The sequence below is a fragment of the Saccharothrix longispora genome, assembly GCF_030852425.1.
Taxonomy (GTDB): Bacteria; Actinomycetota; Actinomycetes; order Mycobacteriales; family Pseudonocardiaceae; genus Actinosynnema; species Actinosynnema longispora.
Genome location: NZ_NSDM01000010.1, coordinates 16,836 through 39,900, shown reverse-complemented (window position 1 = coordinate 39,900; position 23,065 = coordinate 16,836). Strand labels below are relative to the sequence as shown.

Sequence of the window (23,065 nt, the reverse complement as noted above, 5' to 3'; positions counted from 1 at the left end):
GTCGGCCGACAGTGGGGACGTCCGGCCGCTCCCGGGCCTCGCCGCCCGGTGCGCGGCGAGGCCCGGTTCGTCACGTCGCGGGGAGGATCTCGACGTACCCGTCGGTTCCGTTCACGCGGAGCCGCTGCCCGTCCCGGATCGAGCGCGTGGCGTTCTCCACCCCGACCACGGCCGGCAGGCCGTACTCCCGCGCGATCACCGCGCCGTGGGTCATCAGGCCCCCGACCTCCGTCACCAGGCCCGTGATCGCGACGAACAGGGGCGACCAACCGGGGTCCGTGTGGGCCGTGACCAGGATGTCGCCCGGTTCGAGGTCGGCCTCCGCCACGTCCAGGACGACACGGGCGCGCCCTTCGACCGTCCCGGCGGACACCGGGAGGCCGACCAGCGCACCGGCCGGCAGGTCGTCGCGCCGGTACACCCCGGCGACGGCCTCGCCATCGGACGTGAGCACGCGGGGCGGGGTGAGCGCCTGGTACGACCTGAACGCCACCTCGCGCCGGCGGACGAGCCCGTCGTCGACCCGGTGCGTGCGCACGACGTCGTGGAGTTCCTCGAACCTCAGGAAGAAGACGTCCTCCTCCCGGCGGAGCACACCGGCCCGCACCAGGCGCTCGGCCTCGGCCAGCAAGGCCCGCTTGTAGACGGAGTAGCGACTGACCATGAAGTACTTGGGGTACTCCCGCCACCCGGTGAACGTCCGGACGCGGTCGATCATCCGCTTGGTCTCCTCGGCCTTCCGCTCCCCGTCCGGCAGGGCTCGCAGGCGCTCCAGGATTTCCCGCTCCTTCTCCCACGCCTCCTGCCGCCCTTGTCCGAAGCGGCGTCCGGCGGCGCCCGGCTCGAAGTTCCCGACGTTGGTCAGGATCACGGGCAGGAGCGCGGTGGGGCGTTCGCCCCACCGCGGCCTCGTGATGTCGATCTCGCCGACGCAGCGCATGCCGTACCTGTCGAGGTAGGCCCGGATGGCATCCCGTGCTTCCCGCCCGCCCGCGAGCCCGACGAGCTCGTCGAGGAAGCCCTCGTCGTCGACACCGCGCAGGAAGTCGACGACTTCGGGGTGCGGGCGGATCACGTCCGCGACGTCGAGGAGCGACAACCCCATCTCCGACGTGACGTTGTGGGGGACGGACCGCGTGAGCGCGTCGGCCGCGTTCTTCTCGCCCAGCCAGTCGTGCAGTCGTTCGTTGAGCCACCACGTCGCCTGCATCGCCGCCGTGATCACCCGGGTGCTCAGCGGATCGAACAGCGTCCTCCTCAGCTCCTGGACGTCCGCCAGGATGAAGTCGAGCAGTTCCGGGCCGGACTTCGTCCGGATGTCGCGTTCCACCGCGGCGACGGACGCCTCGCCGCGCCCGATCAGCTCGGTGACGACGGCCGGGTCGGTCTCGATCTCGACCGGCGCGACACCGGGGATCGACTCGGCGGGAGCGTCGTCCGGGAGCGACGGGACGAAGCCGTCGCGTTCGAGGACGGTCCTCAGCGCGTCCCCGATCAGCGGGTCGGACTTCCCCACGACCTCCAGGAAGCCGGCGCGGCTCGTGGGCGACGCCAGCAGCCCGGTGACGTCGACGAACAGCCTGCCACCCGCCTCGGCCATGGGGCGGGGCGTCGTCAGCTGCCACAGGGACAGCCCCAGTGGCTTCATGGCGTCGGTCATCATCTGCTGGTGACCGACGGAGACGTAGACGTGGTTCTCCCCGTCGTCGGTCTCGGGGATGGGGAACAGCGTGGTGATCGGTCGGCTCTGGACGACCAGGAAGTCGTCGTCGACCAGGCACCACTCGATGTCCTGGGGGCGGCCGAAGTGCGCTTCGATCCGTCGGCCGAGCCGCACGAGCCGCACGACCTGCGCGTCCGTCAGTGCCGGCTGGTTTTGCCGCGCGGGCTCGATCGCCTGTTGCCGCGTCCCGCCGGCCGGTGAGGCGCGGAGGGCCAGTTCCTTGGTGGCGACCACCTTGGCGGTGACCTCGTCGTCGCGCACCCGGTAGGCGTCGGCGTTCACCAGGCCGGAGACCAGGGCTTCGCCGAGGCCGAAGCCGGCCTCGACGGAGGCGACCTTCCGGTCGGACGTGACGGGGTCGGCCGTGAACAGGACACCGGCCGCGTGCGGGAAGACCATCCGCTGCACGACCACGGCCATGTGGACCTCGCGGTGGTCGAAGCCGTTGCGCAGCCGGTAGGTCACCGCCCGCTCGGTGAACAGCGAGGCCCAGCACCGGCTGACGTGCCGGAGGACCGCCGCCGGTCCCAGGACGTTCAGGTACGTGTCCTGCTGGCCGGCGAAGGAGGTCCCCGGCAGGTCCTCCGCCGTCGCGCTGGAGCGGACGGCGCAGGCGACTTCCCCGCCGAGCCGGGCGGACGCGCCGCTGATCGCCGCCGCCACGTCGTCGGGGACGGCGATCCCCTCGACGATCCGCCGGACCTCCGCGCTGCGCGAGCGGATCTCCTCCCGGTCGTCGGGGTCCAGGCGGGACAGCAGGTCCAGCCGGTCGCCCATCGACGGCGCGTCCTCCACGACCCGCCGGAAGGCGTCGGTCGTCACGCAGAACCCGGCCGGCACGCGGATGCCTTCGATCCGCGAGAGTTCTCCCAGGTGCGCGGCCTTGCCGCCGACCACGGCGACCTGCGTCCGGTCGACCTCCCGGAGATCGAGCACGTAGCTGCCCACCCCATCCACCTTCCCCTTCGCCCGTCGGGCGTCGGTGGCAGATTCTGCGGCCCACCCCGCGTCTTGCGGCAAGACCCCCCGTGCGCTATATGTTGAAAATGGCAAGAGGCGTCGAACACCTTTGCCTTTCTCTTGTCTTGTTCCCACGAGCGCGGGTAGTCGGTTCGAGGGTCGGCACGACCACTCGTTGCCGCTGACCGCCATGGCCGCTGTTCGATCCGGTGTGCACCGGTCGCGTGGACGACAGCGGAATTCGTCGAGGTGGCCGCGCGAATCGAGTACGTGACCACGCTCGCGTCACGGCTGAACGCCCTGCCCTTCGAGACAAGGCCGGCCGCGCGGCCTGCTGCCCGGGATCGTCGGCAAGCAGGTGCCGGACCCCGTCACCGTCCACCCGCCCTCCTGCACCGACCACGGGGCGGCATCCACCCGGGCGACGGCGTCCTGATCGGCCCGAAGACCACCCTGATCTCCTCCGACCACCCCCTCAGGGCATCGGAACGCGGCGAATTCGCGCGCGAGCACTGGAACGGCTGGACCCGAAAGCCGGGCAGGACGGGGTCGGCCACGTCGCCCGGGGCGCGGCGGCGTCCGCCGCGACCTTCGGCGGCCACACCGGGATCGGTGACAACCTGCAAGCCTCACAGCGGTGTGTGAACGACATCGAAATGGGTAGGCACCCGATATCACCCGCCAGGGTGAAGACGGGGATGTTCACCAGTGGTGTCAGTGGAGTCGGTAGCGGTCGGTGACATCCAGGTCGTCCGGGTCACCGGGGAAATCGGCCTGGCACCAGGGACCTGGTGTGGTCGGAACTCCTGCTCTGGCTCGACAACGCGGAATCGGCCCTCGTGGCGGACCTGACCGGCGTGACCTCCATGGCGGCCGCGGGCGTGCACCTGCTGGACGTGGCCCACAACGCCGGACGCCGCGGCGTCCGGTTCGCCCTGATCGCCGGCGACGACACCGCGCTGTCCACGCTCCACCTCACCGGCGTGGACTCCGCGATCCCCGTGCACCCCGATCCGGACCACGCGATCGCGGTGCTCCGGCAGGCCACCGTGCTCCCGGTGCGCGCACCGTCCGACACCGCCGAGCACCGGAGAGACCCGCACCGGGAGCGCGCGGGCTGACACCCCTGTTCCGCCGGGCGCGGCCGACACCGCCGACACCGGGCAGAATCCCCACGTCACCGCCGGGGTGACCGGTGCGGTTGAGGAGCGATGATGACGCGACCGGGTGAACCGCGACGGGAACCGCTGATCACCGCGGCGGTGCTGTGGGCGTCGGGAGCCGCCTGGTACCTGCTCTCGGAGGCCGTCGCGGCGTCCGCCTTCCCGGGTTACAGCTACGCGCACGACTACATCAGCGACCTCGGCGCCGTGCGGCAGGACCCCCTCGACACGCACCTGCCCGACTCGCCCCTGGCGGAGGTCATGAACCTCGGCTTCCTGCACCAGGGCGTGTTCTTCCTGCTCGGTGCGGTCTTCGCCGCCCGGGCGCTGCCCGGTGGCCGGGGCCGTCCGGCCTTTCTCGCACTGGCGGTCGCGCACGCGGTCGGCAACGCCCTGGTCGCCACCTTCCACAGCGGTCGCCAGGTGGAGGGGGTCGTCGCGGCGCTCCACCCCACCGGCGCGGTGATGGCGATCCTCGGCGGCAACCTGGCGACCGTCGCCGCGGCCCTCCTGCTCCGCCGGCACCCCACGGCCCGCTTCGCCCGCGTCGCCGGCTTCGCGTTGGGCGCCATCGGCCTCATTTCACTGCTGGGGCTGGGGGTCGACACCGTCACCGGGGCGGCCGTGCTGTTCGACGACGGCGCCTGGGAGCGGGGCTCCGTCTACGCGATCACCGCCTGGCAGCTCGTCGCCGCGACGGTCGTCCTCACCGCCAGGTGCTCCGGGACGGGCGAGGTCGCCGCGCGGTAGGCGGTCGGGTCGTCCGCGCCGACCAGCGTGGGACGTCCGGCGGAACCCGGACGACCGACCTGCCCCCTCCCCGACGCCGCCCGCCGGGAGGGGGCCGTTGCGCCGAGCCCGTCGCCGACGGGCGGAAGACCTGTTCGCCCCAGTTCAGGCGAAGCGCCGGCGGGTACCCGGGAGGGGGACACTCTCCGACATCGCGGGCGTGAAGGCCCGTTCACCAGAGTTGGACCGGCATCCCGAGGTGACGCCTTGGCCGATCAAACCCGAAATACTTTCATGTCCGAGTCGCCCGACCGGACGCGCCGCCGCCCGGTGGGAGCACCGTCGCCCGCCCGCGGATCACGCGCCGGGTGGGCGATGATAGCCGTCTTCGTCGTGGCCTCGGTGGTGCTGCTGCTGGTCGCCGCCCTGGTGCTCGCCCCGTTCGCGTTCACCGACCCCGACGTGCTCGACGGCCCCTTGCCGACGCTGCCGCTGCTGGCCCTGCTGATCGTGCCCCTGTCCGTGGCGGCGCTGACCGCGATCGCCGGCACCGCGCTGGTGGGCACCGGCCCGAGGGCCGGGCGCATGCGCCGCGAACTGTCGCTGCGGTGGGACCCCAAGGCCGTCAAGAAGGGGGTCGCGCTGGGATTCGGCGGCCTGCTCCTCGCGCTACCCGCCGCAGCGCTGTGGACCGCCTGGACCGGCGACGAGCGGACCTCCTCCGCCGTGGGAGAGGAGTTCACCGACAGACTGCTCTCCCCCGGCACCGCCCTCGTCGCGTTCGCAGCCCTGTGGCTCCTCGCCCCACTGGCCGAGGAGGTCCTCTTCCGCGGCGTGCTCTGGAGGGCGCTGGAGCACTGGCGCTGGAACCGCTGGCTCATCTTCACCGCCACCACCGCGCTCTTCGCCGTCGCCCACCTGGAACTGCTGCGCACTCCCCTGCTGCTCCTGCTGTCCACCCCCATCGGCCTGGCGCGGGTGTTCACCGGGAACCTGCTCGCCTGCGTGGTGGCCCACCAGGTCAACAACTTCCTCCCCGCGACAGCGCTCCTGCTCACCACCACCGGCGTGTGGTGACCCGCCCGGGAGCCGCTCGCGGTTCCCGTCGATCCCGGTCCGCCGGAATCACGCGATCGCCCCACACCGTTCCGGAGGAACGACCCGATCGACGCGGTCGGGACAGGCGCGTCCGGTGGCCTGCCGTCGGGCGGCGGCGCTATGGTGGTTCGGTGAGTGGTATCTGAGAACTCGGGTGTGAGTGACCCGCGCCGTGGTGGATCGGCGCAGGTTCGCGCCGCCTTCGCGGCGATTCCCCCTCCGCGCGGTGTCCGCGCGTTCCCGAGATCCGGAGTCACTTCCCCATGTCTTCCCCCATTCGCCGTGGGCGCGCGCCCGAAATCGGCCGGTCGCGTCGGCTGGTCCTGGTCTTCCTCGCGTTGTTGCAGTTCCTCATCGCGGTCGACGTGACCGTGGTGAACATCGCCCTGCCCGCCATCGGCGGTGATCTCGGCGTCGACGCGCGCCACCTCACCTGGGTGGTCACCGGCTACACCGTCGTCGGCGGCGGTCTGCTCATGGCGGGCGGGCGGATCGCCGACCTGTTCGGCAGGCGCAGGACGCTGTTGGTCGGCGCGGTGCTGTTCGGCGTGGCCTCGCTGGGCGCCGGTGTCGCCCCGTCGCTGCCGCTGCTGGTGCTCGCCAGGTTCGGGCAGGGGGCCGGCGAGGCGCTCGCCCTGCCCGCCGCCATGTCGCTCCTCGCCCTGCTGTTCCCCGGGGCGCGGGACAGGTCCCGGGCGCTGGGCGTGTGGGCGGCGGTGGCCAGTTCCGGCCTGGTGCTCGGGTTCCTGGTGTCCGGGCTGATCACCGAGCTGCTGCACTGGCGGTGGATCTTCCTGGTCAACCCGCCCCTGGTCGCCGTGGTGGTCGGCGCGTGCCTGCTGCTGCTCCCGCGGGACGGCGCGCCGTCCCGCGCGCCGGTCGACCTGCCCGGCGCGGCGCTGCTCGTCGCCGCTCCGCTGCTGCTCATCTTCGGGGTCATCCGGTTCGGCGACGAGGACCCCGACCCGGCGCTCGCCGGCGTGGTGGTGGTGGCCGGGCTGCTGTGCGTCGCCGCGTTCCCGGTGGTCGAGCGGAGGACCGCGCACCCACTGGTGCCGCTGCCGTTCCTCCGCCACCGCGAGCGCGTCCTGGCCAACGGGGCGACGGCGCTGTTCAGCGCGGCGCTGTCCACGACGTTCTTCCTGATGACGCTGCACCTCCAGGAGGAGCGCGGCCTGACGCCCATCGCGGCGGGCGCGGCGTTCCTGCCACTGGCGGTGACGCTCGTCGTGGCCACCGTGGTCGTGCCCAGCATGATCGCGCGGCTGGGGTTCACCCGGACCGCGCTGCTCGGCATGGCCACCACGGGACTGGGCATCGGCGTGCTCGCCCTGACCCCGGACACCTCCCCGCTCGTGGTCTCGGTGTTCCCCGGCACCGTGCTCGTCGCCTTCGGCATGGGCGTCGGGCTGGTGGCGCTGCAGAACGCGGCCCTGCGCGGGGTCACCGACGCCGACGCGGGCGTCGCCTCGGGGGTGCAGCGCTGCGCCGACCAGCTCGGCGGCGCGAGCGGCATCGCCCTGTACGTCGGGGTCGGCTTCTCCCCGCTGCCGGCACAGGGTACCGACCCGTTCCTGGTCTCCTACGGACTGGCGCTCGTCGGCATCGTCCTGGCCGTCGCCACCGTGCCCCTGCTGTCGCGCCGCACCACGCCCACCGGTGCCTGACCGACACCGCGCAGCCGGGGCGGGCCGCGGCGCGGCCCGACACAGGTCCTAGGGTTCCCGCACCCGGGACCTGAGCACGTCGAACTCGCACCCCGGCGCGTCCGGGTCGAAGCCGTGCTCGATCAACCAGCGCGACGCCGCCAGGCTGCGCAGCGACCACCAGGCGCGGATCACGTCCCGGTCCGCGCCGGGGCCGTAGCCGGCGAGCAGGTCGTCCAGGCGTTCCTCGTGCCCGAGCGTCAAGGTGGCGAGGTCGGACATGGCGTCGCCGGGGGCCGCCTCGGACCGGTCGATGACGCCGGTGACCTCGTCGCCGTCGACGAACACGTGCGTTATCTGCAGGTCGCCGTGGATGAACACCGGTTTCCGCGGCCGGAGCGCGGCCTCGGCGATCTCGCGGTTGCGCCGGACCACCTCGGCGGGCAGGACGGCGCTGGCGAACAGCCACGCGCACTCGCCGTCGAGCTCCGCCGCCACGTCGTCGAGCCCGCGCCCCGGCCACGGCGGCAACGGCGCGTCGTGCAGCCTCCGCACGACGGCGCCCACCGCGGCCCACGCCGCCGAGGACGCGGCCGACGGTTCACCGAGGACGCCGAGCGCCGTGCCGGGCACGGCGGCGATCGCGAGCACGGGCGGCTCGTGCCAGAGGACCGCCGGGGTCGGCACGGGCGCCAGTGCCATCGCCCGCACCCCGACGTCGGCGTGCGCCGGGTCGACGTCGACCTTCAGGAACACCTCGCCGACGCGCAGCGTCGCGCGCTGCCGGTGGGCGACGACGACTTCGACCTCTTCCACACCCGCCATCCTGGCGCGGACGGCCGCCCGCGTCGCCGGATTTGCGGGCTGCGGTGGCGGGACGCCGCCGGTCCCGTTCACCTGACGGGTGCGGACGGGGTCCCGCACCGCAGGACCACCGCCTCCCCCGGGCCCGTGGTCGCGAGTCGCGACCACGGGCCGGTCCACCTCGGCGAGCCGGTCCACCTCGGCGAGCCGGTTCAGCCGCGCAGGCTCCACTGCTGGTTGGCGCCGCCGCCGCACGACCACAGGATGATCCTGGTCCCGTTCGCGGTGGCAGCGCCGTTGGCGTCCAGGCACAGCCCGGACTGCACTCCCGTGATGGTGCCGTCGGCGTTGACGTTCCACTGCTGGTTGGTCTGCCCGTTGCAGTCCCAGATCACCACCGCGGTGCCGTTCGCGGTGCCCTGGTTGTCGGCGTCCAGGCACTTCGTCCCGGACACCTGCAACTGCTTGCCCGGGGTGTGGGTGAAGCGCTGGTTGACGCCGCCGTGGCAGTCCCACAGTTGCGCCTGGCTGCCGTTGGTCGCGGCCGTGCCGGGGATGTCGACGCACCGGCCGGACTGACCACCGACGATGGTGACGCCCTGCTGACCGCCGCCCTGCCGTCGAACGATCGACTTCGACTCGGGCGACCGGTTCCCCTGTGCGTCCACGACGTGGAGCCGGTAGTCACCGGACGCGGACGGCACGTCGATGGTCGTCGCGGTGCCGCTCGCCCTGGTCATCGTCGGGCCGACGGCGAAGGTGGTCGTGCCCGCGGGGGCCAACCAGACCGCCTTGGTCGCGTCGCCGGCGCTCCGGACGGGGATCGACGGACTCCCGGAGCCGACGAACGTACTGGCAGGCAGGACGTGGTCCGGCAGGGAGAGGTTGCCCCGCGGGACGATGTCCCGGTACGAAGCCTCCAAGCCGGAGTTCACGGCGATGGCGTAGGCCGCCGCCGGCCACACGTAGTCGGCGTAGACGAGGATGTCCTGGATGGTGCTGTTCGGCAGGGTCTTCTGGGAGACCTTGTCGATCGGCCCGTAGGTCTGCGTGATGCTCAGGTCGTGCTTGCGCCCGAAGTCGTCGGAGTTGACGAGCCACGTGACGTTCTTGTCCACGCTCAGGACGTTGTCGCGGAAGGTGATGTGGGCCGAGCCCTCGTCGGGGTGGAGCCCGTACTTGTGACCGGCCGGGACGCCTTGCAGGTAGTTGCCGGTGATCGTGGTTCCCGGCTGGCTGCCCAGCGTGTAGATGGGCGCCGTGTCGCCGAGGCGCTGCACCGTGTCGACGATGTGGTTGTGGCTGATGGTGTTGTTCTTCGCCGTGGTCGTCGGCCGGCCGGGGACGATCGAGCCCGCCGATCCGTCGAAGTTCCACCACCCCCAGCCGAGCGTGATGCCCGACCACGGGCTCTTCTCGATCCGGTTGCGCTGCACCGCGAGGCCGTCGACGAAGTACGCCGAGATGGGGCTGTGCCCGTTGAACAGCACGGCGCTGTCGTAGAGGTGGTTGTTCCTGATCTCGATGTTCCTGGGCAGCCCTTCGACCCGGGCGGAGTACTTCTCGCCGTTGGTCGCCGTGTGGTCGCCGATGTAGACGTGCTGGGGATGGCCCACGGTGATGGCGGACCCGGCGATGTCGTTGGTGTGGTTGCCGGTCAACCGCGCGTCCTGCACGTCGTTGACCATGTTGATCCCGTCGGCACCGGTGTGCTGGACCCGGTTGCGCTCGAGGTGGATGCGGTCGGCGTTCTCCACCTGGATGATGCCCGGCGCGACGTCGACGTTGCGGTAGTGGTAGACGTGGAAGTTGCCCTTCACGTACTGGGTGTTGCCGAGGTTGCCCTGCTGGGCCTGCTTGAACGCGGAACCGGCCACGGTGAACAGGTTCCAGTCGGAGTGCTGCACCGTGAGGCCGGAGAACGTGATGTTCCGGACGTGGTCGGTCGTCGAGGTGCCGGCGATCCGGAGCACGGTGGACACGTTGTTCGGCGCGTGGACCGTCGCCGTCGCCATGTTCTCGGAGTCGCCCTTGTGGTAGTACAGCGTCTTCCCGGTCCTGTCGAAGTAGAACTCGCCCGGCGAGTCGAGGAACTCGTAGGCGTTCATGAACTTGTGGCTCCCGCCGACCTGGTGGTTGCCGTTGAACGCGCCCTGGGCGATGGCCGCGCCCGGTTGGTGGAAGAGGGCCACGCGGTTGGCGCCGTCACCGCTCGTGGTGACCTGGCGGACTCCCGCGATGGCGGTCGTCCAGGTCGTCGCCGTCTCGATCTCGATGTCGTCCGGGTTGCGGGAGATGGCGGGGAGGTCGCCCGGGGCGTACTTGGCGCCGTCGCACTGCGAGCCCGATTCCCGCGCCCAGGAGGCCTGCCCGGCGTTGACGGTGTACGTGCCGTGGCACCCCTGCGAGTCCACCGTCTTGGCGGCCATGAACGCGCGCTTGTCGTTGACGTAGAGCGCCCGCAGCTTGTTGGCGCGGTCGAGCGGCGCCTTCCAGATGTTGCCGCCGTGCTGCGTCCACCCGGTCACCCGCACACCGCCGCTCAGCACCGGCGTCTCGGCCCGGTAGGCGGCGTACACGACGCGGTAGCCGTTGGTGCCCGAGTCGCCCGGCGTGAACTCCACGGTGCTGCCCACCGGGTAGTCGCCGCCCCGGAGGTACACGTGGATGTCGCCGGACATGTTCGCGTTCACCGTGCGAACGACGTCACGCGCGCGCCGCAGGGTCCTGAACGGCGCCGTGAGCGTCCCCGGGGCGGCGTCGTCGCCGTCGGGGGCGACGTAGTACGTCGCCTGGGTGGCGGCCGAGGCCCGGAAGCCGTCCCCGGAAGTCGGCAGCAGCGCGGCGGACACGAACACCGCGATCGCCACCAACGACCTCACGACGGTATTGGCTGGTTTCACCTTCTTGCCCCTTCGGCTCGGTTCCGATCGGATGTGCTCGTCGCGCACGCTGTCGTCGCGCGCCTGGCGCGCCGATGGGCGCCTCCTCCGACGGGGCGGGTGCGCCGGCGAGAGCCGCCACGCGCGCTCGGGGTGCCGCAGCAGCGCTCTCCTGCCGATAGGCCGGGTCCAGCCCTCATGGCTCTCCACTTCGCTGTGGCAACCGGGTGACACCCGCGAGTCGATCCGGGCGGGACCGCCCCGGGCGGACGAACGGCACCGGTCCCGGCCCCCGTCGTGGCCGCGACGATCGCGGTCCGACGGCAGTCGCGGCAGCGCCCGGCGGACGGGGTCGAATCCCACCCCGTGACGACGCGACCGGGTGTCACGCCCATGGAACTACGGCCGACCAAGACGGGTCAACGCTAAATGTGAGCGTTAACTTTGAGCAATTCGCCTACGCGGAGCGGAACTGGTCTCCCGGCTCGACACGACAAGACGACTGACGCTCGTGGCCGTGATCGCGCGCCCTGCGCGTTCCCGTCCACCCACGCCGAGCCTGGATGTTAGCGCTAACGCCAGGTGGAACCGGCAGTGGCAGCCGGTCCGCGTCGGCCATCCGGCATCCCGCCGGCGGACACGCGCCCACCGGGTGCGGGGTTCCTCGGCACCGCCGTCGGAACACCCGGTGGGCGCGTGTCCGGTCCTCGGGTCAGGCCGGGGTGCGCAGGGTCCACAGCTGGTCGGACTGCCCGGAACAGGCCCACAGGGCCAGCCTCGTGCCGTTGGCGGTGCCGTGCCCGACCGCGTCCAGGCACAGGCCGGACTGCGCGTTGGTGATCGTCCCGTCGGCGTTGGCGTGCCACTGCTGGTTGGTGCCGCCGTGGCAGTCCCAGATCGCCACCTGCGTGCCGTTGACCGTGCCGCGACCGTAGGCGTCCAGGCACTTGGTGCCGTGGACGGCGAGTCGCCCGGCGGAGTCGTGCGTCCACGTCTGGTTGGGCCCGCCGTGGCAGTCCCACAGCTGGAGCTGCGTGCCGTCGGCGGTCGTCGAGCCCGGCACGTCGGGGCAACGCCCCGATCCCACGCCGACGACCTGCCTGCCCTGCGGGGCAACGGGGTCGCCGATGCTCCCGGGCACGGCGCGCAGCGCGGCGTACCAGGTCGCCGCCATCTTGTCGTAGCCGGTGGCGGTGGGGTGGACGCCGTCGATCAGGTCGGCCGTCGTCAACGCCGCGTGCATGTCCACCAGGCGCACGCGCTTGCCCGCGTCGGCCTTGCTCCGCACCATGCCGGGGATCGTGGCGTTGAAGGCGCGGGCGGCGGCCTCCTGGCCGGGGTTGGCCAGTGGGGTGATCGTCGCGACGAGCACGTCGGCGTTCGGGGCGGTCGCGGTGATGCGGTCGACGAGCGCCGACAGCCGGGCGGGCGCGTTCGCCACGTCGCGGTTCTGGAGGATGTCGTTGGTGCCGATGTGCAGCAGCACGGTGCGCGGGGTCGTGTTCCGCAGCCAGGTGGCCACGTTCGCGTCGATCTGGTCGATGCGCCGGCCCGGGTGGCCCTGGTGGTCGTGGTCGCCGAGCGAGCCGGAGCCGTTGAACTGGGAGCCGACGAAGTCGACCCGGTAGTTGCCCGACGCGAACCGCTGCCACAGCCCGATCCGGTAACCGCCGGGCACCTGCGTCCCCTCGGTGATGGAGTCGCCCAACGGCATCACCCGCACCCCGCCGTTGGACTCCGCGGTGGCGGGACCGGCCGGCAGCAGGGCGGCGGTGATCAGCGCCGCGACACAGGCGGCGAGTCTGCTGAGGTGTTGTCGCACTTGTGCTCCTCGGGTCGGGCCGCGGTCCGACAGGCGTGCCGGACCGCGGCCGGGTCACGAACTCGTGGCGGGATCGGGCGATGCCCCACTGCCGGTCGCCGCCGCCGGCGCCGGGGCACGTGCCATGACGGCACGCGCGCGGTCCGATCAGGTCGGTGCGCGCAGGCGGGGAGGTCGGCCTGCGCGCGGTGGGTCGGGCGCGCGGGCTCCACTGCTGGTTCGTGCCGCCGTGGCGGTCCGGGTGATCGCCGCGGTGCCGTTCGCGGTCCCGTCGCCACTCGCGTCCGGGCACTTGCCGCCCCCACCACCAGTTGCTCGCCCGAGGTGCGGGTCCGCCGCTGGTTGGCGCCGCCGGCGCAGTCCCACAGCCGGGCCCGGGCGCCGGGCGGCCGGTTGCCGTTGGCGACGACGGCGTTGCCGGGCACGACGTCGCCCCGGTCGCCGTCGGTGATGTCCGGGCTGTCGAACGGCCGGACCGGTCGGTCAGGACGGCAGGGCGTGCAGTCGTCCCGGTGGCGTGGCGACGCCCTGCACCACCCCCAGCAGCCGCTGCCCGGCGCGTTCCGGACGGACGTGCGGACCTTCGGTCACCGGGAGGACGGGCCGGCGGGACGCGGTGATCGCCTCCTCGTTCACGCGCACGCCCAGCCCGGGGCTGTCGCCCAGGACGAACGCCCCGTCCTCGACGTGCAGGTCGATCGAGATCCCCGACGGCGGCTGGAGGTCCTGCAACTCGCTGACCAGGTGGTTCGGCACGGAGGTCGCGGCGTGCAGCAACCCGACCGGCGTGTTGCCGATGGGGCTGACGGGCAGGTCGTGGGCGTGGGCGAAGGCCGCGACCCGCAGGAAGTGCGTGACACCCCAGGCCGCCGCCGCCTGCACGACGTCGATCGCCCCCGCCGAGATCAGCGGGCGGTACTGCTCGAGACCGGTGAGGTTCTCGCCGCTGGCGACCGAGGCGCGGACGCCGCGGCTGACGGCCGCGTGCCCGGCCGCGTCCCACCGCCGGACCGGCTCCTCGATCCAGATCAGGTCGAGCACCCGTTCCAGCTCGCCGACGTGGCGCACCGCCTGCTTGCGGGTCAGCGCCTCGTTGACGTCGAGCATCAGGCCCGGTCGCGCGCCGCCACCGGCGTCGGAGAGCACGTCGCGCACCAGGATGAGCCGGTCGCGGTCCCGGTCGACGTCGAGACCCCCCTTGATCTTCGCCACCCGCAGCCCGCGGTCGGCGTAGGTCTCGTACAGGGCGACGAGCTCGTCGTCGCCCAGCCCGATGTCCACGCCCGAGGCGTAGGCGGGCACGCGGCGGTCCCGTCCGCCGAGCAGCCGCCAGAGCGGTTCCCCGGCGGCCTGCGCCTTGATGTCCCACAGCGCGGTGTCGAGCGCGCCGATGGTGCCGAACACCGCGCCCGCGTGACCGGCCTTGAACACCTGGCGCAGCATCCGGTCGTACAGGGCGGTGACGCCGCGGGGGTCCTCGCCCTCCACGGCGGCGAAGACCGAGTCGATCTCGACGTGCGGTCCGAGTCCGACGCCGGTGATGCCCACGTCCGTGTCGACGAGGACGACGGGCACCCGGACGACGCCGTCGGCGAAGACGCCGTTGGCGTCGCCGACCGGGCGGCCCCAGTCCTGGACGGTCGTGAGGGTCCGGTAACCGGTGATGCGCATTGTCACCCCTTCGTGGCCCCTGCGGTGACGCCGTCGGCTGTCCGGCGCCGCAGGAACAGGTAGACGACGAGGACGGGTACGGCGGCGACCAGCCCGAGGACAGGGCCGACCCCGGGACCACGGCAGCCGACCACGTGCGCGCTGCTTCATCGCCGCCCACTCCCCGGACGACGGCCGGGCGACTGGGCGCTCGGCGCGATCGACCCGCGAACCCGATTCGCACGACGTCTCCGCGGGAAGGCGGCGACCGGTCCCACCGAGGCGTGGCCGGCGCGCCGGGCCGGCGACATCACCCCCTCCGCGCGGCCACTCCGCTGAGCGCCGTCGCGCTCGGGGCCGACGACTTCGGGTCACCATACCGATCCATCACTTCCAAGGGAACGATGAGTCGTACTCACCGGTTCGCCCACCGGAACCGCCGGAACCTTCCGGCGGACGGCACGGGTCCCGAGCTCCCCTTGACCGCACGGCCACGCGCGGGTTCCCGGGAGCACCGGGGAACGCGACCGAATGAGTCAGACCCATCGGCGGCGTCCCGGCGGAGGCGGGTCCATCACGTCCCGACGCCCGTCCGCCGGGGCCGCGTGGCGTCGCCCCGGCGGGCCGGTCCGACGACAGCGACAAGACATCGGGTCAATCGATCGAATCGCGTGACCGGCACGCAGCCCATCTCAAGACAGGGAGGATTCACCCTCCCCTGAGATGGGATGTCTTGCTAGCCTTCTGCGGCACACCTGCGCCGGACGTGGGGAGTTCGATGGCAGCGACCGGCACGATCCGGATCGACGCGCACCACCACGTCTGGCGGCTCCTGCCGGACGAACGCGCCCGCACGGGGCCGAGCCCCCGCCCGCACGACTGGCTGAACGCCGCCGACCTCGCCCCGATCCGCCGCGACTTCACCCTGCACGACCTGGCGTCCGCCGCCGAGGTGGCGGAGGTCGACCGGACGGTCCTGGTCCAGGTCGTCCCGGAGGTCGAGGAGACCGCGGACTTCCTGTCGCTGTCGGCCGGCGAGGGCGCGGGCCTGGTGGCGGGTGTCGTCGGGTGGGTCGACCTCACCGATCCGGGCGTCGCCGACGTGCTCGCCGCACTGCGCGCGGGCCCCGGTGGCGACCTGCTCGTCGGTGTGCGGCACCTGGTTCAGGGCGAACCGGACCCGCGGTGGCTGGCGCGGCCCGACGTCCGGCGCGGGCTGCGCGCGGTCGCGGAGGCGGGACTGGCCTACGACCTGCTCACCCTCGTCCACCAGTTGCCCGCGGCGATCGAGACCGTGCGCGCGCTGCCCGGTGCGACGTTCGTCCTGGACCACCTGTCGAAGCCCCCGATCGCCGCCGGCGTCCGCGAGCCGTGGGCGTCCCACCTGCGCGAGCTCGCCGCCGAGCCGAACGTCGCCTGCAAGTTGTCGGGCATGGTCACCGAGGCCGACCGGACCGGGTGGACCGTGGCCGACCTGCGCCCGTACGCCGACGCGGCGCTGGACGCGTTCGGCCCGTCACGGGTGATGTTCGGCTCCGACTGGCCGGTGTGCCTGCTCGCGGGCTCCTACGGGGAGGTCGTCGCGGCGGCCGAGGAGCTGACCGCGGGGCTGACCCGCGCCGAGCGCGACGAGGTGTTCGGCGGCACGGCCGCGCGGGTCTACCGACTGCCGGGCGAACGGCCGTGACGGCGCGTCCCGCCCACCCACCGGGATGTACGCTGGGCGGACAGCGGTGAGCCTTCCACTCCTCAGGCGACCCGTCACTAAGGAGCGGCCTTGACGGATGGCGCACTCGTGCCGGACGGCCCGACCGGGCAGCCGGACACCACCCCGGCGCCCGGTCCGTACCGGCCGGGTTACGAGCTCGTCGCGGAGCAGATCCTCCGGCTGATCGCCGAGCTGGGGTTGCGGCCCGGCGACCGGATGCCGACGGAGAACGAGCTGGCCGCCAGGATGGGGACCAGCCGGACGGTCGTGCGGGAAGCCGTCAAGATCCTCTCGGCGATCGGGCGGGTGCGGGCGCACAAGGGCCGCGGCCTCTACGTCACCGACGACGAGGGCATGCTCGGCTCCTCCCGCTGGGGGGGCTTCTTCCTGCCGACCAACCTCGACCACGTCTACATGCTCTTCGAGTTCCGCCGCGTCCAGGAGACCGCCGCCAGCCGACTGGCCGCGATCCACGCCACCCCCGCCGAGCTGCGCGCCATCGGCGCCGCCGCGGAAGCGTGCCGACAGGGCCACCTCAACGACCAGTCCGCGCTGTTCGAGCGCGGCGACGAGGACTTCCACCTCGCCGTCGCCGCGGCGTCGCACAACCAGTTCCTCGTCGCCGCCGTGCGCGAAGCGCGCCGCCTCCAGCGCCAGTCCAGCACCATCGGGTTCCACGGCACGGTCGGCGGACACGCGGCCGAGGCCGTCGAGGAGCACCTCGCGATCTACCACGCGATCCGCGACGGCGACCCCGACGCCGCCGCCGAGGCCGCCGGCGTCCACATCGACAACACCCTGCAGGACTACCGCAGCGAGATCCAGCGCCGCCTCTTCGGCTGACGCCCGAGCGCTGATCGGCCACGCGGCACCCGCTCGCCCGGCGACGGGCGGAGCACCCGAGCGGCGATCGCGCGTCTGGACCCGCCCGCCGGATGTGTGTTACAAATCATAGCGGCTCTACGAGCACGTGTATGACATCAAGCCCTCGGGCAACGACGCACCGGTCCAGCACGCGCACAGCCGCCACCGGTGCTCGGCGACACCCGCCGGACGCCGTTGATCTTCCCGCACGCCGCCGCGTAATCCAGTCAGTCGCCTTCATCTGCCCCAGAGGAGTGGCAATGCGGCACAGATGCGCGCGCCTCTCGTCGATCGTGGGATGCGCGTTGGTGATGACGGGGCTGGCTTCCGCGCCGGCGCCCGCGCACCCCGAGGGGTTCCACGTCCTGCTGTTCAGCAAGACGGCCGCCGGGGCCTACCGGCACGACTCGATCCCCGCCGGCATCGCGATGTTCGAGCAGCTGGCCGCCCGGAACGACTGGGAGCTGACCAGGAGCGAGGACTCGGCGGTCTTCAACGACGCCGCCCTCGCCACCTTCGACGTGGTCGTCATGCTCCAGACCTCCGGCATGGTGTGGGACAACGACGCGCAGCGCGCCGCCACGCAGAAGTACCTGCGCGGCGGCGGGGGCTTCGTCGCCATCCACAACGCGACGGACATGAACGTCGAGCAGCAGTTCCCGTGGTGGGACCAGATGCCGGGCGCCACCATGACGCAGCACTCGGCGACCGTGTCCGGCACCGCGAAGGTCGCCGACCGCGTCCACCGGTCCGGCACGGCGCTGCCGGACCGGTGGACGCGCACCGAGGAGTGGTACAACTTCACCCGCTCGGTCCGCGGCAACGCGCACGTGCTGGTGACCGCGGACGAGACGACCTACGACCCGGGTTCGAGCCGCATGGTCGCCACGTTCGCGCTCGGGTTCGCCGTCGCGTTCGCGTCCGGCTCGCGGACGTCGGGACCGGACGCGACGCAACGCCGGATCACCGAGCTCGAACAGGCCTAGGCACGATGCGACGTCGAGCAGGTCGGGACGTTGATCGAGCTCGCCAGGGGTGGCCGGGAACGCCTGGCACCGGTGCTGGAGGCGATGGCGAAAGCCCCTCCCCCGCACGACGCGGCGCCGCCGGCCGCGCCCGCGATCGACGAGGTGCGCGGCTGGCGCGACGTGGTGTCCGCGGAGGTGCGGCGGTACGCGGAGACCCCGTCCGCCGGCAACGGGGTGAACGTCGCCCGCACCGGGATGCGCACCGCCGTCGAGCAGCTCGCCGCCGCGGTCGACGGCTTCGCCGCCGCCGTCACCGCTCCCCCGCCACTGGCGGGCGAGCTGCTGACGCTGGCCGGCGCACAGCGCACCTTGGCGCTGCGGACCTGGTCGGTCGCCGCGCTCCAGCTCGACGTGATCAGCATCCACGCAGGCCAGGGGCACGTGCACGTGTACCTGCCCTCCGGTCCGGGCTCCGGCACCATCCCGGCCGACACGGCGCCGGAAGGCGGCGGGTGACCGCCGGACCGCCCCACCACGCAGGACCCTTGTTCGAGGACAACCGCCCCACCGGCATCGGGCGTCGATCGGCGCCGCCACCGCGCTGCTCCGCCACACCTCCATCGATCGACGAGGTGGTCCCGGAGTTCCGGCGCGTGGCGGACCTGGTGGGCACGACTCGCCGCCGCGCGGCCCACTACGCCGAATTGGACTGGACCATGATGCCGATCGGCGGTGCCCCGGACCGGCGCCGACAGGCAGCATGGCGTCGAACCTCGACCTCAGGGAGCCCCATGCGCACCGTTGCCGCCTTCCTCACCGCCGTCGCCTTCGCCGCCCTCGCCCCCGGTTCCGCGCAGGCCACGAACTGGATCACCATGGGCCCGTACCCGACGAAGGAGTCGTGCGAGGTCGACAAGAACCGCTATCACGTGATCTACCCCGCCTGGGGCTGCTACCAGAACGGCACCGACTGGTACTTCCAGTACAACAAGGTCTGATCAAGGCGTCCGCACGGCCGCCCGCCTTCTGCTCCTCCCCGCCCCCACGGCCTTCCCGACCCGTGCACCCGATCCCCACCGGCCCGAACCGCTCCCGCGGCGAACGTGGCCGCAAAAATCGGCCGCCCCGCGCCCGCGAAGACCGCCGCTCACACCCTCGGTGTCGCGACACGGTGTCGCGTCCCACCGTCGGCGGCTTGGCCCGGACGCGCGAGGCGACGACGCTTGTCACGTCCCACCACGGGACGACACCTCGTGCCTGTCGGACCGTCGCCACCCGACAGGTCCACCGAGTCGCACTCCGGACGCGCACACGACCCACATCGACGCGGACGCCACCCACAGCGGTCGCCCCGGCAGGCCGGTGACGACCGGACCGCGGCCGTCACCACCCCGGCAGCACCTGGCGCACCCGACCGGTGTGACCGAAAGGGGACCCCTCATGTCGCGCATCGCCACCCTGCTCGCCGCAGCACTGATCGCCGCCGCGTCCACGACGCTGGCCGTGCCCGGCAGCGCCGGCGCCGGCGGACTCGACCTCACGTGCGCGCCACCCAGCAGCGCCGGTCTGCGGTTCGACCCACCGGCGACCAACACGCCGCAGACCCTGACGCTCACAGCGTCCAGGCGGTACGGCCCCTGCGTCTCCCCCGCGCACCCGGACATCACCTCCGGCACCTCCGACGCCTCCGGCACGTTCCCGGGGGCCACCTGCCTGAGCCTGTTCGGCGCGAATTCGATCACCATCCACATCACCTGGAACAACGGGGAGACGTCGACCCTGTCCGGCAACAACGTCTCCAGCATGGCCGGCGCCACCCTGACGGTCGTCACGACCGGCACGGTCACCGCAGGCGCGTTCGCCGGCGGGACGTTCGTCCACACCGTCGTCTACCCCAGCCCGGAACTGCTCTTGTGCAATGTCGGACTGGGAACGCTGCCCAGCCTGTACGGCCAGGTCGTCCTGGAGATCCTCACGCCGTGAGCCGTGAGCCGTGAGTCGAGCGGTGCGTCCATCCCTTCGCGGATGATGCATATTTGTCCACACTGAAGGTATGAAGCGCACAAGCGTCAGAGCGACACGACGGGGACGGCGGTCGTCGGTGCTGCCGGGCCCCGCCACGAGGGGCCGGTCAGTCGCGCCCGCAGCGCGCGTCGATGACGGCCTGCGCGTCGTCCGGCAGCGTCTTCGGGTCGTCCAGGAAGCGTCCGGACTGGCAGATCCGGACGAGGGCGTCCCACACCTCGCGGTACAGGAGCGGATCTGCCCGCAGGTCCTCGGCCTGACGCGGTGTGAGGGGGAACTTGTAGTTGCCGTCCCAGTGGCCCTGCCCGACGTCGAGGTCGAGCAGGTGCACCGTCCCGCGCCGGACGATCGCGGGGGCCCAGTTCCAGTCGGAACCCCCCGGCCGGAAGACCTCCTCGTCGCCGTGGGGAGGCCGGAGGAAGACCGCCTGGTCGCTGATCACCCGTCGACGAGCGCCGAAGACAGGGTGATCCACACGACCGTGTCGTCCCGGACCCCCAGGTGCGTGGCCACCCGGCCGTTCGCGGGAGGCGCGGCGGGGAAGTCCCACGCCGCGGTCCGCGCGACGTCGGGGTCGTAGCGCGCGGCCGAGGGTTCGAGGGCACGCACCTCGTAGGCGCCGCCCAACGCGTCGACCACCACCTGGACCTCGACGCTGTCGACCGGTTTGCCCAGCGCGTTCGCGAAGGTCTCGTACGGAGCCGCTGCGAGCGGCGTGGACTTCGTGCGCCTCGACTTCGTCACGGCCCCATCCTCCCAGGGATGAGCACGACACCACGACGGGCTCCGGGTGTCGTCGCGGCGGGCGGGTGCCGACGCGGCACTCCTCGCGCGGGCCCTGCCCGGAGGAGGACTCCAGGGGCAACTGGATCTTCGGGCCCATCGCGGCCTGACCCGGCCCGGGGAGGGAGGGCGCACGGGCGCGTCCTCCCCTTCGTGGAGGTGGTGGCGTGGTGGCCCCCGCGGAGGCGGCGGTGGACGGCGGTCGACGCCGACCGGGATTGCGGGCGGACCTGAGGACGGCAGTGTTCGACGCCGCGGCCGCTCTGCTGATCACCGTCGCGGTGATGCCGTTCCTCGCCGACGCGGACGCCTACCTCATGTGCTGGCTGTGCCAGGCGTTCGACTGGACGGCGCTGCCGTGGACGTGGCTGACGACGATCCCGGGACCGGTCCGGTCCACTGCTCGGCCGGGTGAACCGCATCGACGAGTTCGGACCGCTCAACCTCCAACCCGGCAAGGGCAACCTGGCGGCCGACCGGCTCACCACTGCCATCACGGGTCCGGCGTGCCGAGCGCGCCGGACGGCGCCGGCGGCTTCGTGACCCGGAGCGGCACGGCCGGCACACGGGTGGAAGGGCCGACCGGCCGGCGGTCGCACGGCAACGGCATCACCACCGGAACGAGGTCGGGCCCGCCGAAGCCGGCTCGGCACCCGCGAACACGGTGCCGAGCCGGACCGGGAACCGCCTCGGGCCGCCGAGGACGGCCGCGGATGCGCTCCGCGAACCCCGGTTCAGCGGGCGATGGAGTACACGTTCGCGACCAGGGCGGCGTTCTGGGCGCCCGTGGCGGTCGCGAACCCGCTCTGGGCGAACATCAGGTCGGAGATCCCGGAGGTGTTGTGCCCGAGGCCGGTCACGTGGCCCACCTCGTGCCTGACGACGGTGTCGCGGGAGAAGGCCCCGTAACCCGCCCCACCGGCCGGGTTGTACCAGTCGTTCAGCCTCACCTGCTGCGGGTAGGTGCTGTTCGGTTCGTACAGCTTCCGCGTGTCGGAGGCGTTGAGCAGGTAGGAGAACTCCCCGATCCAGCCGGTGTTGCCGTAGTTCGCGTTCCACACGTCCACGCAGCGGGCGCCGGCCATGAACGGGCAGGAGTTCCAGATGTAGTTGAACTGGATGTTCGGGACGGCGTTCCACAGGGACGTGGCGTCGGCGGTCTTCCACGCCGCGCTGGTGTGGTCGTTCATCCGGATGATCGGGTCGGTGTACCCGTTGTTCGTCCAGTACGCCGGCAGGCACGTCCACCAGACCGCGTTGCCGTTGGTGCAGTCGTCCGGCCCGGCGAAAGCCGCGGTGCCGGCTTCGTCGCCGGTCGACGGGGCCTCGGGCGACGGGCCGTTCGGCGAGGTCGCCGGCACCCGGGAGTGGTCGTCCCTGGTGACCTTCGCCGAGGACTTGCCGCTCGCCTTGAGCCGTTCGACCAGTTCCGCGGGTGTGACCCCCGGGACCGGTTCGTAGATCGTGACCTCGATGGCCTTGCCGCCGAGCGCGGGCTCCTCGGTGGTGACCGTCATGCCGGCGTGGGCCTCGTCCGACTCGTGGGCGCCTTGCGCGACCTCGGCGCGGGCCTCGGCCTCGGCCTCCTCGGCGACCTGGGCCTCGGACTTCTCCGGAAACCTGACGAGGTCGTGCGGAGGGGCGTTGCGCTTCTCGCCGGGGTCCTGCAGGCCGGGCGCGACACCATGGGCGTCGGTGACCTGCGTGTCGGGATCCGTCAGCGGACCGATCGGTTGACCGATCGAGTCGAGGGCGACGGCCGGAGGAGCGGGTGGCGCACCGGTCGCGGCCGCGCCGCCCATGACCAGTGTCGTTGCGGCCGCGAGGGCGACCGTCGCCAGACGACGCGAAAACATCACGCAGTGCCTTTCACTCGGAGGTGCTACCTGGAGAACCACGACTCGCCGGTCGGCACAGGCGACAGGACAGGCCCCGATCCGCACGTTCACGAAATATTTCGAATGACGGTAGAAGTTCAGCACGGCTCACCGCGCCCGATGTCGGAAATCGGCCACGGATCACGATTGAACGGATGCCGCCCCCACCACCAGCCTCGATGCGCTCCCCGGACCACCAGCGCCGCGACGCGCGCCACAAGAACACTTCTGCTGTCCGCGCTGCGCCGCCGCCCTCCAACCCGAATGGTCCAGAACCCGACAGGAAATCAATCAACTCTGACGACACCACAGTCAACCAGGTGTCAAGATCATTGAAAAGTACCATTAAATTTGATTGTTGCA

Annotated in this window: 18 protein-coding genes; 10 read left to right on the top strand and 8 right to left on the bottom strand. The window is 72.2% G+C overall.

The features are described 5' to 3' along the window. Positions 1 to 70: 70 nt before the first annotated feature. The gene (gene rph / locus CKY47_RS22440) at positions 71 to 2,671 is read right to left on the bottom strand and encodes a rifamycin-inactivating phosphotransferase (protein WP_306747929.1); all 2,601 of its coding nucleotides are present in this window, start codon (positions 2,669 to 2,671) and stop codon (positions 71 to 73) included. A gap of 803 nt (positions 2,672 to 3,474) precedes the next feature. On the opposite strand from rph, the gene CKY47_RS22435 reads away from it, so the two are divergent. The 4 genes from CKY47_RS22435 to CKY47_RS22420 all read left to right on the top strand — a co-directional run bounded on the left by CKY47_RS22435 (position 3,475) and on the right by CKY47_RS22420 (position 7,340). Next, complete coding sequence (locus CKY47_RS22435; protein ID WP_306747928.1) at positions 3,475 to 3,804, top strand: STAS domain-containing protein; 330 nt, start codon at positions 3,475 to 3,477, stop codon at positions 3,802 to 3,804. A 93-nt stretch (positions 3,805 to 3,897) separates the two neighbouring features. Then, on the top strand, positions 3,898 to 4,596 hold the full coding sequence (locus tag CKY47_RS22430) for a DUF998 domain-containing protein (RefSeq protein ID WP_306747927.1): 699 nt from the start codon (positions 3,898 to 3,900) through the stop codon (positions 4,594 to 4,596). A 354-nt stretch (positions 4,597 to 4,950) separates the two neighbouring features. Beyond that, the gene (locus tag CKY47_RS22425) at positions 4,951 to 5,652 is read left to right on the top strand and encodes a CPBP family intramembrane glutamic endopeptidase (protein ID WP_306747926.1); all 702 of its coding nucleotides are present in this window, start codon (positions 4,951 to 4,953) and stop codon (positions 5,650 to 5,652) included. 284 nt (positions 5,653 to 5,936) lie between these two features. Continuing rightward, positions 5,937 to 7,340 carry an MFS transporter gene (locus tag CKY47_RS22420; protein ID WP_306747925.1) on the top strand — a complete coding sequence of 468 codons (1,404 nt, stop codon included), beginning with the start codon at positions 5,937 to 5,939 and terminating at the stop codon, positions 7,338 to 7,340. 48 nt (positions 7,341 to 7,388) lie between these two features. Here the strand turns inward: CKY47_RS22420 and CKY47_RS22415 are convergent, their stop codons facing one another. The 4 genes from CKY47_RS22415 to CKY47_RS22400 form a co-directional block, all read right to left on the bottom strand. Then, complete coding sequence (locus CKY47_RS22415; RefSeq protein WP_371320724.1) at positions 7,389 to 8,144, bottom strand: phosphotransferase family protein; 756 nt, start codon at positions 8,142 to 8,144, stop codon at positions 7,389 to 7,391. A 191-nt stretch (positions 8,145 to 8,335) separates the two neighbouring features. Further along, positions 8,336 to 11,005, bottom strand: a complete 2,670-nt coding sequence (locus CKY47_RS22410) for an RICIN domain-containing protein (protein ID WP_306747923.1) — start codon at positions 11,003 to 11,005, stop codon at positions 8,336 to 8,338. Positions 11,006 to 11,717: 712 nt separating this feature from the next. Continuing rightward, complete coding sequence (locus CKY47_RS22405; protein ID WP_306747922.1) at positions 11,718 to 12,827, bottom strand: RICIN domain-containing protein; 1,110 nt, start codon at positions 12,825 to 12,827, stop codon at positions 11,718 to 11,720. A gap of 483 nt (positions 12,828 to 13,310) precedes the next feature. Continuing rightward, a complete protein-coding gene (locus tag CKY47_RS22400) occupies positions 13,311 to 14,498 on the bottom strand; it encodes a mandelate racemase/muconate lactonizing enzyme family protein (RefSeq protein ID WP_306747921.1) in 1,188 nt (395 codons plus the stop codon). A 757-nt stretch (positions 14,499 to 15,255) separates the two neighbouring features. Here CKY47_RS22400 and CKY47_RS22395 point away from each other — a divergent pair. From CKY47_RS22395 to CKY47_RS22370, 6 genes are all read left to right on the top strand, one after another. Next, complete coding sequence (locus CKY47_RS22395) at positions 15,256 to 16,164, top strand: amidohydrolase family protein (protein ID WP_306747920.1); 909 nt, start codon at positions 15,256 to 15,258, stop codon at positions 16,162 to 16,164. 90 nt (positions 16,165 to 16,254) lie between these two features. Continuing rightward, positions 16,255 to 17,028: a FadR/GntR family transcriptional regulator gene (locus CKY47_RS22390; RefSeq protein WP_306747919.1), complete on the top strand. Its 774-nt coding sequence runs from the start codon at positions 16,255 to 16,257 to the stop codon at positions 17,026 to 17,028. A 332-nt stretch (positions 17,029 to 17,360) separates the two neighbouring features. Further along, a complete protein-coding gene (locus CKY47_RS22385; protein WP_306747918.1) occupies positions 17,361 to 18,035 on the top strand; it encodes a ThuA domain-containing protein in 675 nt (224 codons plus the stop codon). A gap of 30 nt (positions 18,036 to 18,065) precedes the next feature. Further along, on the top strand, positions 18,066 to 18,533 hold the full coding sequence (locus tag CKY47_RS22380) for a hypothetical protein (RefSeq protein ID WP_306747917.1): 468 nt from the start codon (positions 18,066 to 18,068) through the stop codon (positions 18,531 to 18,533). Between the two features lie 275 nt (positions 18,534 to 18,808). Further along, positions 18,809 to 19,015 (top strand): hypothetical protein, encoded by a 207-nt coding sequence (locus CKY47_RS22375; protein ID WP_306747916.1) that lies wholly within the window; start codon positions 18,809 to 18,811, stop codon positions 19,013 to 19,015. Positions 19,016 to 19,457: 442 nt separating this feature from the next. Then, a complete protein-coding gene (locus CKY47_RS22370) occupies positions 19,458 to 20,000 on the top strand; it encodes a hypothetical protein (RefSeq protein WP_306747915.1) in 543 nt (180 codons plus the stop codon). A gap of 148 nt (positions 20,001 to 20,148) precedes the next feature. Here CKY47_RS22370 and CKY47_RS22365 read toward each other — a convergent pair whose 3' ends face one another. The 3 genes from CKY47_RS22365 to CKY47_RS22355 all read right to left on the bottom strand — a co-directional run bounded on the left by CKY47_RS22365 (position 20,149) and on the right by CKY47_RS22355 (position 22,681). Then, a complete protein-coding gene (locus tag CKY47_RS22365; protein WP_306747914.1) occupies positions 20,149 to 20,484 on the bottom strand; it encodes a hypothetical protein in 336 nt (111 codons plus the stop codon). Further along, the gene (locus CKY47_RS22360; protein ID WP_306747913.1) at positions 20,481 to 20,786 is read right to left on the bottom strand and encodes a hypothetical protein; all 306 of its coding nucleotides are present in this window, start codon (positions 20,784 to 20,786) and stop codon (positions 20,481 to 20,483) included. Before CKY47_RS22360 ends, CKY47_RS22365 begins: the two co-directional genes overlap by 4 nt. 773 nt (positions 20,787 to 21,559) lie before the next feature. Continuing rightward, positions 21,560 to 22,681, bottom strand: coding sequence for a zinc metalloprotease (locus CKY47_RS22355; protein WP_306747911.1), 1,122 nt, complete (start codon positions 22,679 to 22,681; stop codon positions 21,560 to 21,562). Positions 22,682 to 23,065: the final 384 nt, after the last annotated feature.